The 11242-nt window shown below is 42.0% G+C and carries 11 protein-coding genes; 10 read left to right on the top strand and 1 reads right to left on the bottom strand.

The features are described 5' to 3' along the window. Positions 1 to 21: 21 nt before the first annotated feature. From GQ61_RS02075 to GQ61_RS02040, 9 genes are all read left to right on the top strand, one after another. Positions 22 to 1980, top strand: a complete 1959-nt coding sequence (locus GQ61_RS02075; RefSeq protein WP_085783710.1) for a secretin GspD/PilQ domain-containing protein — start codon at positions 22 to 24, stop codon at positions 1978 to 1980. Positions 1981 to 3149: 1169 nt separating this feature from the next. Beyond that, positions 3150 to 4373: a phage portal protein gene (locus tag GQ61_RS02070; RefSeq protein WP_232317332.1), complete on the top strand. Its 1224-nt coding sequence runs from the start codon at positions 3150 to 3152 to the stop codon at positions 4371 to 4373. Beyond that, positions 4370 to 4912 carry an HK97 family phage prohead protease gene (locus GQ61_RS02065; protein ID WP_085783709.1) on the top strand — a complete coding sequence of 181 codons (543 nt, stop codon included), beginning with the start codon at positions 4370 to 4372 and terminating at the stop codon, positions 4910 to 4912. The genes GQ61_RS02070 and GQ61_RS02065 overlap by 4 nt, the downstream gene beginning before the upstream one ends. Positions 4913 to 4936: 24 nt before the next feature. Then, positions 4937 to 6148, top strand: coding sequence for a phage major capsid protein (locus GQ61_RS02060; protein ID WP_085783708.1), 1212 nt, complete (start codon positions 4937 to 4939; stop codon positions 6146 to 6148). A 55-nt stretch (positions 6149 to 6203) separates the two neighbouring features. After that, positions 6204 to 6827, top strand: a complete 624-nt coding sequence (locus GQ61_RS02055; RefSeq protein ID WP_085783707.1) for a head-tail connector protein — start codon at positions 6204 to 6206, stop codon at positions 6825 to 6827. A gap of 28 nt (positions 6828 to 6855) precedes the next feature. Further along, on the top strand, positions 6856 to 7230 hold the full coding sequence (locus tag GQ61_RS02050) for a head-tail adaptor protein (RefSeq protein ID WP_085783706.1): 375 nt from the start codon (positions 6856 to 6858) through the stop codon (positions 7228 to 7230). Beyond that, the gene (locus GQ61_RS02045; RefSeq protein ID WP_085783705.1) at positions 7223 to 7621 is read left to right on the top strand and encodes a hypothetical protein; all 399 of its coding nucleotides are present in this window, start codon (positions 7223 to 7225) and stop codon (positions 7619 to 7621) included. Before GQ61_RS02050 ends, GQ61_RS02045 begins: the two co-directional genes overlap by 8 nt. 25 nt (positions 7622 to 7646) lie before the next feature. Then, on the top strand, positions 7647 to 7814 hold the full coding sequence (locus GQ61_RS09135; RefSeq protein WP_157111115.1) for a hypothetical protein: 168 nt from the start codon (positions 7647 to 7649) through the stop codon (positions 7812 to 7814). 2 nt (positions 7815 to 7816) lie between these two features. Beyond that, on the top strand, positions 7817 to 8341 hold the full coding sequence (locus tag GQ61_RS02040; protein WP_085783704.1) for a hypothetical protein: 525 nt from the start codon (positions 7817 to 7819) through the stop codon (positions 8339 to 8341). Positions 8342 to 8365: 24 nt separating this feature from the next. Here the strand turns inward: GQ61_RS02040 and GQ61_RS02035 are convergent, their stop codons facing one another. Next, a complete protein-coding gene (locus tag GQ61_RS02035) occupies positions 8366 to 9367 on the bottom strand; it encodes a DMT family transporter (RefSeq protein WP_157111114.1) in 1002 nt (333 codons plus the stop codon). Positions 9368 to 9490: 123 nt separating this feature from the next. Between GQ61_RS02035 and GQ61_RS02030 the strand changes: the two genes are divergently transcribed. Continuing rightward, on the top strand, positions 9491 to 11239 hold the full coding sequence (locus GQ61_RS02030) for a hypothetical protein (RefSeq protein WP_085783702.1): 1749 nt from the start codon (positions 9491 to 9493) through the stop codon (positions 11237 to 11239). The last annotated feature ends 3 nt before the right edge of the window (positions 11240 to 11242 follow it).

Raw genomic sequence — 11242 nt, 5'->3', positions numbered from 1 at the left:
ATAATCACTCGGGAGTCTTCAGTGAAAAAATTTAATACAGTTTCTTGTAAATTCCTTGTCACAACCTGTTTCGTGTCATTATTGACCCTAGGGATGAGCGGATGTTCAGAAGCACCAGAGACTCCCACAAAAACGATGGCGGATGCAAAACACGATAATCATCAAAAAACGCTTAAACAATATCTCAAAGAACGTGAATCTGATGCCTCTCAAGCCAATTTATCAAGCGGTCTTGAGAAACTCTACGCGGGGGATTATGACGGAGCGAGCGCTTTATTTAATGCGAGCTTATATGAAAATTCAAAGAACCCTTTGGGACATTATCTAAACGCGCTCGTGTATCATATTAAAGCGCAAAAAGGAGATCAAAGTCAGTATGCGGTCGCTGAAACAGGCTATTTAAATGCCTTGAAATATAATCCCAATCTTCCCCAAGCGTATGTTCAATTAGGACGCGTTTATATGGCTCAAGAACGTTTTCGTGCGGCCCAAGATATGTTTGCCAGCGCCTTGTTGATCGATAATGAGAACCAAGATGCTCTTTATGAATTAGCCAGTGCGTCTTATTTTTCAGGCGATGTGAGCCACGCTGAAGCAGCCATCAACCAATTCTTAAAGAAATATCCCGATAAAGCCATGGGGTATCGTGCGGCGGCGATGATTTATGCAGCGATCGGGAATGGCGCAAAAACTCAAGAAAATTTTGATCGTTACCGGGAATTGGCCACGAATCCAAGTCAAGTTGCTGGCGTTGAAAAACGCATTAATGATTTTCAAGCGCTTCACGCTAAGGGCAAGATTATTCTCGCCCAGGCCCAAGATTCAGCAACTGTCAGTGATGTCACCGGTCAGCCCTCTCCTGAACCAGCTGCACCTGCGGCGGGAGCAGAGGCTGCTGCCGCGCCTGCAGCTGCCCCTGCAGCGGGTGAAAAAAAGCCCGGCGAGGAAGAAGAATCAATGGTGGTGGTAGATGCCATGGTCCTCAGAGTCAGTGAAGAAGGACATAGCGTCAAGGGAAACAATATTATGGAGAAGTTTAATTTAAACGTTGCTCCAGGGACTTTTCTACGTGGACGCGGTGTAGCAAGTTTTGATGGTAAGTTTGATGGTGTCAAACCTGCCGATAATACGTTTGCGAATACATTTAGCCTTGATGCAGCTGCAGCTGGTACTGGAGGCACCATTTCCAATGCTTGGATGTTTTCCCAAGGTCTTAGCTTTGGGAATGTGGCTTATAGCTTGAATATTGCCAATGTGAATCGGAGTCGCATCGAAATTATTGGTCGTCCTTCCCTTGTCGCGTCCACCGGTAAAAAGGCCAGTTTCTTTTCAGGGACTGAATTGGTTCTTGGGTTGACGGGACAATTTGGCGGTACGATTACCAAAACACCCGTCGGTGTGACCCTTGAAATTACAATTAATAGCATCAACAAATCGGAAGTCGTGTTGGATGTCAGCCTTTATGGCAGTATTCTTGCCGTTGATGCTCTCCAAGATGTGGATGATGCGTCCAAGAAATTCACGAAGATTGGTCTAAGTCGTGTACAAACCAGCGTGAAGGTGAACTTAGGCGAAACAATCATGATTGGAGGTATCTTAGAAGGAGTCCATCAGTTTAAGAAGACAGGATTCCCCATTTTGCAGGATATTCCTATCGTTCAGTATTTTTTCTCTCAAGAATCCATTGATAATACGCACAAGTCTGTGATGTATCTCTTAACACCCCGTCGTTATAAGGATACGGTGCGTGATATTAAGAACAATATTAATGAAGCTGAAAAGCGTCATAACTTGACAGAGTTAGAAGAGCGGAACAAAGACTGGTACGACCCAAGAGGCAATATGATTCTTATTCTTAAGCGTATGACGCCTTTGTATCGGGAATTTCGTTTTGGCGATATCGCGTCTATGGAATGGGACTATATCAAGGGGTCTATTGATGACCAATTAAATAGTTTGGTCTCTTTCCTCTATTATTAACTTTTTGTTAACTCTTTTAACAGAAGATTGATTCATAATAAAAAAAAGGCCGGGATCCCGAAAGATCCCGGCAAGTTTAACAGGGAGGCTTCACGTCTGGGAGACGTAGGAGTAGTAAAAATAAATTTACTATCCTTTTCCAGGCTTTGCGCCTGGAACCATACAAAGAGAATAAATTCTCTTCAGTACAAGATAGATATAATCACGAACGCCCCCTCTTCACCAGAAGAATTTTTGCATATCAGGCATGCATTTTTTGCATGACGACCAAGTATTCTGCAAATAGAAATTGACGAATTGCTCTTATATTAGTCCTCTTAAAGAGGTTAACAAGTTGAATTTATTTAATAATTTAATTGGATAAGCTCTAACGATCTTAGCCTCAAAAGCGTCCTTGTAGAAATTATCTAGGATTCTTCAATAACATTTTCCTGTTTTCATTTGAGGAAAAAAGTCTGGTTCTTCTCGGTATCATGCGCATCTTTCCTTTTTTGTCATCACGAGCGGAGCGACGTGATCCAGCATATTAAGTAAGTTAGACTGCCGCGGCCAAGGGGGCCTCGCAGAGACGTGGTTTGGTTACCAATAAACACGCTGAATCGTCGCGGTTCTGGAACCAGCGCGATGACGGCCTATAGAAGTGCGTCATCACGAGCGAAGCGACGTGATCCAGTTAAATAAGCAAGATGGACTGCCGCGGCCAAGGGGCCCCTCGCAGGGACGTGGTTTGGTTACCAATAAACACGCTGAATTGCCGCGGTTCTGAAAGAATCGGCGCGATGACGGCCTATAGAAGTGCGTCATCACGAGCGAAGCGACGTGATCCAGTTAAATAAGCAAGATGGACTGCCGCGGCCAAGGGGTCTCGCAGAAGTAATGTTCGTCATCACGAGCGTAGCGATGTGATCCAGCTTAGATCGCCACGACGCTTAAGAAGCGTCTCGCGATGACATTTCTCAACGTCATCAGAGCAGCGCGACGCACTCCAGAAACGTCACAAGGGCAAAATATTAAAAAAATAGTTTGCCTTTCTTTACCCTTTATAAAATGCGGCTTTCCAAGCATTTTTGTCACTTTTTTTCAGAAAAAATTTTGTCTTTTAAGAAAAAAAGCGTAAAAAGGAGGCATAACAAAAAAATTAATCACTTTTCCAACAGGAAGGTTTCACGATGTTGAAGTGGATGAGAGGGGCGTGGGCCAATCGCGGTTCATGGCCCGTAAAGCAAAGTGCTGTCTCAAAAATTATTGCGTATCATGTTTTGGGACAGCCTGTTTGGACGCCAAGACGCTATGAATCCTTGGCCGAGCAAGGCTATAAAAAGAACGTTATCGTTTATCGCTGTGTCAACTTAATTGCGCGCGGCGCTGCCAGTGTTCCCTGGCGTCTTTATAAGGGCATGCACGAAGTAGGAGAGCATGCTCTCTTAGACTTGCTCCATCATCCCAACCCTCGCCAAGCGGGTGCGTCTTTCATTGAATCGGTTTTAGCTTATTTACTTTTAGCGGGGAATAGCTATGTGGAGATGGTGAAAAATTCAACTGGATTTCCGGTCGAATTGTATGCGTTAAGACCGGATCGTATGCGCGTGATTCCAGGGAACACGGGAGTGCCAGAGGCTTTTGAATATTCCGTAAACGGAGAAAAGCGTATTTTGCCTGTGGATTCAATCCGAGGTCACTCTTCAGTTTTGCATTTAAAATATTTTAATCCTCTTCATGATTGGTATGGGCTCAGTCCTATCGAAGCAGCACTTTCAGCTATTGATCAGCACAATCAGGTGTCAGGTCATAACTTAGCGTTATTGCAGAACGGGGGACGGCCATCTGGTGCTTTACGGGTGGGGCCTAATCAACAAAATTATACCCTGACAGAAGATCAACGAGAAGAACTGCGCAATAGTTTACGTGATTTGTATGAAGGAGGAGATAACGCTGGACGTATCTTGGTGATGGAAGGGGATATGGATTGGCGTGAGATGGGTTTATCGCCTAAGGATTTGGATTTCGTGGAGGGAAAGAATATGTCTGCGCGAGAGATTGCTCAGGCCTATGGTGTTCCCAGCATGTTGGTGGGGGTTCCTGGCGATGCTACTTTTTCCAATTATCGTGAAGCCCGCCTCCATCTTTGGGAGGATACGATTCTTCCGCTTTTGGATTATTTAACCGATGAATTGAATGCGTGGTTGGCGAGACAGTATGGAGACGCTTTAAGATTATCCTATGATATCGACGGTATTCCGGCCTTTGCTGTGCGACGTAATGAAGCATGGCGTAAAATTCAAAATGTAAAATTTCTCACTCTAAATGAAAAACGAGAAGCTGTGGGCTATGCCCCCTTAAAAGGCGGCGATGTCTTAGATTTTAATAATTACAAGGAGAAAGCATCGAAATGATTCGACACGCCACACTTCCGACGCAGTTTGAGACGAAGTCGGATTTAAAGGCGGTCTGTTTTAAAGGATATGCAAGTGTATTTAACATTCTTGATGAGCAAGGAGACAGAGTATTAAAAGGAGCGTTTCATGAAAGCCTTTATCAATGGCAACGGAAAGGAAAGTTGCCTCTCATGTTATGGCAACACCAACCAGAGAATCCTATTGGATTTTGGACAGTCATGCGAGAAGATCATAAAGGACTCTATGTTGAAGGGTCCCTTATCCTAGAATTGCAAAAAGCACGAGAAGCTTATGCCCTCATGAAATCAGGTGTTTTGGATAGTCTTTCCATTGGGTATCGTGTTCAAGAATCGCAAAAAAATCAAAGAAGCAAAGAACGGCATCTGACCAAGTTAGAGTTGTTGGAGGTGTCGTTGGTGACCTTTGCTGCCAATAATGATGCGAGAATTACAGCCGTCAAAGATCAAACGTTTATAGACTTTGATGCTGGACTTCTCAGCACACTTCAGCGGGCCATTCGGGCGTTACAGATTTAAGTACATTTATATTAAGGAGAAAGTATGGAACAAGTTCAGAAAACTGTCGAACATTTGGCACGCGCTTATGAAGAATTCAAAGCCAGTCAAGATGAACGCCTCACCAAAATTGAAAGAAAAGTGTCTGTTGATAGCCTTTTGGAAAATAAAGTTGAACGACTCAATGCGGAGATTGAGCATATGATGGACGGACTTAAGAAAGCCCCCATTGTTCATCAAAGACCTTCTCTGTCTTTAAGAGAAGAAACCCCCTGGCAAAACCATGAACATAAAGCAGCCTTTGCTCAGTATCTTCGTCAAGGAGACCTGGGAACTTTTCGCGAATTAGAGAAAAAGAGTCTGAGCACGGAAGAAGAAAGAGATGGAAAGTTATTGATTCCTGAAGTGGTCAGTGAACGCATCGGTAAGACTTTAACAGAATATTCAATCATGCGACGTCTCGCCAATATTATTAATATATCGTCGAGTTCCGTCGATTTGCTTGTGGATAAAAATGTTGCAGAAGTGGGGTGGGTGAGTGAGAAAGAGGACCGTAAAGAAACTGCAACGCCGCAACTCCAGAAGCTTCAAATCCCTGTCCATGAAGTGTATGCAAAGCCACGTGCAACGCAAAAACTTTTAGATGATGCGCGTATTGATGTTGAGTCTTGGCTGGTAAAATGTATTGCTCAGAAAATAGCACAGGCAGAAAATCTATCGTTTATTAGGGGCGAGGGTCAAAATAAACCAAAGGGTATTCTTACTTATCCAACTGTTTCTGGGGCAAACTGGGAATGGGGAAAATTCGAAGAAATCAAATCGGGACACAAGGGGGCGTTCGCTCAAAATAACGGCGCTGATGTGCTGATTAGACTCTTAAGTGTCTTGAAGCCTGAATATCATCGAGGAGCCGTTTGGTTAATGTCACGTTCAGCTTTTGCTGCTGTGCGTATGTTGAAAGACACCCAAGGTCATTATCTCTGGCAACCTTCTCTTACCGCAGGTGTGCCGTCGACTCTTCTAGGGTATCCCGTAGAAATATCAGAAGATTTACCTGTTTTTTCGCCAGGTATTGCGTCAAAGTCAATATTCTTTGGTAATTTTAAAGAAGGCTATCAAATCGTTGATCGAACCGGAATTAAGATATTAAGGGATCCGTATAGCGCTAAACCTTATGTTGAATTCTATACAACAAAGAGAGTTGGGGGAGATGTCGTTAATTTTGAAGCCCTTAAGGTGATTAATTTTAGTGACTAATCCAGACTTGAAAGAATAACCAACTCAACTTTATACTTCGTTTAGGGAGAAATAAATGGCGCTGAAACTTTTACAACCGCCAAAACTTGAACCGATTACCTTAGGAACGGCTAAGAATTATCTTAAACTTGATCATGATGACGATGATGCATTTCTCAATAATCTGATCAAAACAGCCCGTAAGGCGGTCGAAGCATTTACTGGAAAATGTCTGATAATGCAAACGTGGCAGTTTTCCGTTAACTCAGGTTTTGCCTCAGCTTTAAGTGATGGAACGTATCTGGAAGGAATGCGGAGTCGAGGGAAAGGCGGTATCGAATTGCCTAAAAATCCATTTATACAATTAGAAGGCGATCCTGAAATTGTTGATGATTATGGACATCGTACGATTAAAGATTTCCGCTTAGACCAATCAGGCAGGACAGCGCGTCTTCATTTTGGTCCTAGTATTATCTCTCTAACCGAAGGAAGAGGTGTTGTGAATATTTCTTTCACGGTTGGGTACGGTAATAAGGTTGAAGACGTTCCTGAGCCCTTTTCTCACGCTATATTGATTGCTCTTGCAAATCTTTATGAGAATCGTGGAGGTCCAGCGAATGATAATTTTTTGGTGCCGCCGGCTTTGCCACAAAGCGCGATTGATTTGCTTTTGCCCTACCGCTCTGCACGCTTGAAATAAAACAATACAATTATTGATAGGAATAACAATGCAACAACAAATTGGCGCCATGCGCGAACGCGTTTGCATCCTCGTGCCTCAGCATGAATCGGATGATATGGGTGGGTATAAAAAAAGTTGGAAATCAACAGGGATTATTAATTGGGCCTCTATAGAACCACAAAGTCTCAAAACGCCTTCTGATAAAATGAGTAAGGGTAGAGTTTTGGGAGTTGAGGATAAGGGAGAGATTACTTACAAAGTACGGATGCGCTTTTCTCCGTTCTTTAAACCGGACATGGCTTTGAAGTGGAGAGATCTCATTTTAGTCTCAACGACTCCGTTACTTCATGATCCTATGAAGAAATGGAGTGAGCTTTTGGTTCAGGTGTTGAAAGACAAAATGCAGGTGATCCATGACTGATTTTGGCATCATGAAGCACACACTTGATCGTTTGAAAAAGTTGGCTGAGATCAAAGAATATAAAGTTTCTGTTGTGAGTCATGTTCTTGAGAATGTCACACTTCCCATCATTAAGGTGAACTATGAGAACTTTGATCTTGGGATTGATAGTGATGCTACAGGACGTCTTAAACTTACGATTGATAGTTATTATCCTGGGCTTCATGAGCTTATGGTTATCTACCGTGCGATCATCGAAAGTTTAGACGGTTGGCGATTTGTGAACACAGATCATTTAGGAAAACCCTTGATCCTCTTTAAATTGGAATGCGGTGTCATCGATGCTTTACCTCCAAATGAAAAACAAGCGAGCAGTGCGTCTATAACTTTTAGAATTTTTATCAGAATTTAATTTTTTATACTGAAGGAGAATGTGAATGACAAATGTTGAAAAGACATTAAAGAACCTTAATGCAGAGCAGTTTCTGCAAAGAGAAAAGAATGACAATGATCTTGAGCAGGACTTTAATGAAGCTCTTGAGGATTACTTTAGACGTGCGGCCTTAACTCAAAGGGCACCTCTTCCCCGATGGGCAGTGTGGTAAAAATGGAAGAAACAATTATTACTCTTTCACGTGGAGGATTTCCGCCTTTTTCAGCGCGCGGATGCAAACAAACCATAGAACCCATAAGTGCAGGTGAATTTAGACGTACTGTGCAAGGTGAGTTGAAGTACTTGAGCATCATCGGTCATCGGAAGTATCGCAGTGTTATTTCTTGTGACGATAGAGCGCCGTTTGCCCATGAAAAACTTTGGTGTGGAGAGAAAATAGGCGTGGATTGCCTCCAGCCATTTTATCAACGATTCGTTGAAGAAGATGGAACACTCGACATGACGTTAGAGAGACCACCTGTTGATAAAACCTTGCGTGTGATGAATAATTTTAATGAAAAAGTGCCCTACAAGCTTATTGATGCTCAAAAAATTATATTGGAAGTAAAACCAAGAATTGGAGAATATTTTTATGTGCGCTACAGGCCGCACCTAAAAATGCGTGTTATTGATTTTACGCTTCATACCAAAGAATGGGATTTAGAGGGAGGCTGGAAATTAGAGCTAGAAGAAGTCTAAACTTATGACCAAGCGGTATTAAGCTTAAGCTGCTTCTTTTAGTTTTCTTCTCTCAGCTTCCTTCTTTTTGAGGTTTTTGTTTTGATGAGTTTCGTAATAGGCAATAGCAAACGTTGAAGGAACAATGATTGCAGCGCCTGCCAAAGTCCAAACCCCAGGAATCTCATTAAAGAGAGCAAAGCCAAAAATGCCAGCAGAAAAGAGCTCAAGGTAACGATAAGGGGCTAAAGCTGAAACATCTGTTGCTGCAAAAGCTTTAAGTAAAAAGAATAGAATCAAATTGCCACCACACCCAAGAAGGAATAGGAGAGCGAGTTCATGAATACTAGGAGGAGTCCACACCATATAAGCGGGGATAATGCCAAAAATTGTTGTTCCCAAGGCGATGTAAAACATCATGGAGAGATTAGATTCTTTAACGACCATCTTTTTATTCAAAATATCGCTGAGCGCAAAGAGAATACAAGCAGCAATCATATAGAGGGTGCCATTATTGAACGTTGCGAGGGATTGCCAGAAATTTTGGTCTTCATGACCATTCCCAATCACAACAACCAAAATACCGCCAAAACCAATGAGTGTTGAAACAGTTCTTTGCCAGCCTACTTTTTCTCCGAGAAACACAATGGCCATAGGTAAAACAAAGATCGGAACTGTGAGAGCAAGCGTACTGACTGCCGCAAGGGGAATCATTGTGACGCCGGCACACCAACAAGCGATTGCTCCAAATAAAAGTAGAGCACGAAGACTGTGCAATCCAGGGTGCGCTGTCTTAAAGGCAGTTTTGCGATAATAAAGCATAATAGGTAACAGTGTGAGAACAGCAAAAAAGAATCTAAAAAAAGCGACTTCCATGGATGGCAGGCGACTGCCAACAAGACGCATCAGAATATCATTCATATTACTGATTAAGGACACAATGAGGATCCAGAAGACACCTTGTAGATATCCACGTTGCTTAAACCAATTCGTGGAAGTCATGGTGTTGTTTGTCTCTGAAGTTATCGCAGCGGATGAATTACTCACATTTAACCTGCTAAAAATACGTGTGACACAAGATGTATAGCTTATGCCAAATAAACAGTGGTTTTGTCGAGAAAAAAATTCGAGATAGGCATAAATAAAGGATTTTAATGAAAGGACCTAGTGGTGATTGATATATTTGTAACTTGGGCGACAGAAAATGAGACTTTTGATCCTCAAAAGCACTTACAAAAAGAGCTCATTCCTTTGCGTCTTGAAATCGGCGAAGAGGAGGGACAAATTCCCTATGCACGTATGATTATTGCGAATGAGAAAAATTTCAACCTCAATCCAAAGGATTTGCCCTACGTTTTTATTGCTCTCAAGTATCAGGGGAAAGTGAGTCTACTCTTTAAAGGCTGTCTTGTGAAAATCCCCAAAGTGTTAAAAGGAGAAGTGCTAGAGCTGGAATTTTTAGCGGAGCCTTTAAATTTTAACAAGGAGTTACGTAAGATTGCTAACCAAAAAAGCCAAGAAGAAGGGGCTTGGGATCAATTGTTTTATAAACAATCGCTCGAGGAAAACCCTCATTTAATTTTGGAAGGTGCGCCAGAACTTTTTTTTGTCAATCGTACATCTCTCAAGGTATCGACGACAGGCCTTCTTAAAGGTCATAAGACCATTAATATATCCAAAAATTATTGGTATGACAGTCTTCAATGTCGATTTATTTACCAGCCTCTGGATGCGATAAAAGTGACTTTATCAGCGGAATGGATTGAGAAAATCGAGGGATATGTCAATTTTACATTATTTTTACGTAAAAAATTAAACAGAGGAGTTCTCAGTACACTGACCGGTGAAGGATTTAAGGAAGGTTGGTGGAAGTCTGGGCAGCTTTTGGGACAAAGTGGTTATTGGATTGAGGATTCTCATCTTGAGGAAATTAACCCCCCCTATACAGGTGCGTTGGGGCTTTATCCAGTTCTTTCCAAATCTTTTTGGGTTTCCCCAGAAGATCCTTTAATGAAGTGCAAAAAACCATGGAAATTCAGAATTAAGCGTTCATGGTTTAGACCAAAATTAATTTTAGGATGGCGTCTTGGTCAACGACGACGTGAGAAAATATCATTTTCGATAAAACATAAACATCAGCTTTTTTACTCCGGAAAGCACTATGATCGTTTGCTAAATATAAAATTGCAGAACATATGTGCAGATGATCCGTTAGCTTCAACGCGGGATAGTTTTTTTAATTACGATCGTGGTAGAGCGTCTGTTTACTATGGGATGAAGATGGCCTTAGCTCACTTAGTCGCCAGTGCGCGTTGTTTGGAAGTAAAGTTTGAAGGCGATTTTTTTGATTTACTCGATATTACGACAGATCACATGGTGCGTTTGGATGATCCTCGTTTGCCTGGAGGTTCTTTACAAGGAAAAGTTAAATCTTATCGTTTGATTCTCGATGGCAAACGAGGAATTAGAAAAGCTCACGTCGTGTTGGGGGTAAGCGTTGGGATTAATAAAAGTTGGATGAAAACGCATCCTGTCAGCCTTTCCACCATATTCGTGGATCAAGGGTATTGCTCAACCGAATACTTAGAAACGACAACCACTCCCCAATGGAAGAATCATGATTTTTATTATGATTCTTGGCATCAGCAAAAACCAACGTCACATCCTTTGAAAGGAAACATTGCACCTGAAGAAATTTTAGAGCAATGGAATATTGAAAATCTTGCAGATGAACAAAATCGATATCTGCAAAGAAATCAATATCCTCAAAGACACTCCTTAAAGAAAGTGATGGAAGAGGTCAGCACACGTGTTTCATTCAGGCTTAAGCCATTGATGACACAGTCTGTTCTCGAACATAATATCACTATAGACCATGTACAGCCTTGGTCTTCTATACAGCAAATTCATTTACGATAGAGA

The organism is Candidatus Nucleicultrix amoebiphila FS5, from assembly GCF_002117145.1.
Classification (GTDB): domain Bacteria; phylum Pseudomonadota; class Alphaproteobacteria; order Caedimonadales; family Nucleicultricaceae; genus Nucleicultrix; species Nucleicultrix amoebiphila.
This window is presented reverse-complemented; position numbering and strand designations above follow the sequence as displayed.

What these genes read in the sequence shown, in the direction of transcription:
- GQ61_RS02050 (WP_085783706.1), top strand. Translation starts at nt 6,856, where the DNA reads ATGCAACAACAAATTGGCGCCATGCGCGAACGCGTTTGCATCCTCGTG.
- GQ61_RS02070 (WP_232317332.1), top strand. Translation starts at nt 3,150, where the DNA reads ATGTTGAAGTGGATGAGAGGGGCGTGGGCCAATCGCGGTTCATGGCCC.
- GQ61_RS02060 (WP_085783708.1), top strand. Translation starts at nt 4,937, where the DNA reads ATGGAACAAGTTCAGAAAACTGTCGAACATTTGGCACGCGCTTATGAA.
- GQ61_RS09135 (WP_157111115.1), top strand. Translation starts at nt 7,647, where the DNA reads ATGACAAATGTTGAAAAGACATTAAAGAACCTTAATGCAGAGCAGTTT.
- GQ61_RS02045 (WP_085783705.1), top strand. Translation starts at nt 7,223, where the DNA reads ATGACTGATTTTGGCATCATGAAGCACACACTTGATCGTTTGAAAAAG.
- GQ61_RS02040 (WP_085783704.1), top strand. Translation starts at nt 7,817, where the DNA reads ATGGAAGAAACAATTATTACTCTTTCACGTGGAGGATTTCCGCCTTTT.
- GQ61_RS02055 (WP_085783707.1), top strand. Translation starts at nt 6,204, where the DNA reads ATGGCGCTGAAACTTTTACAACCGCCAAAACTTGAACCGATTACCTTA.
- GQ61_RS02065 (WP_085783709.1), top strand. Translation starts at nt 4,370, where the DNA reads ATGATTCGACACGCCACACTTCCGACGCAGTTTGAGACGAAGTCGGAT.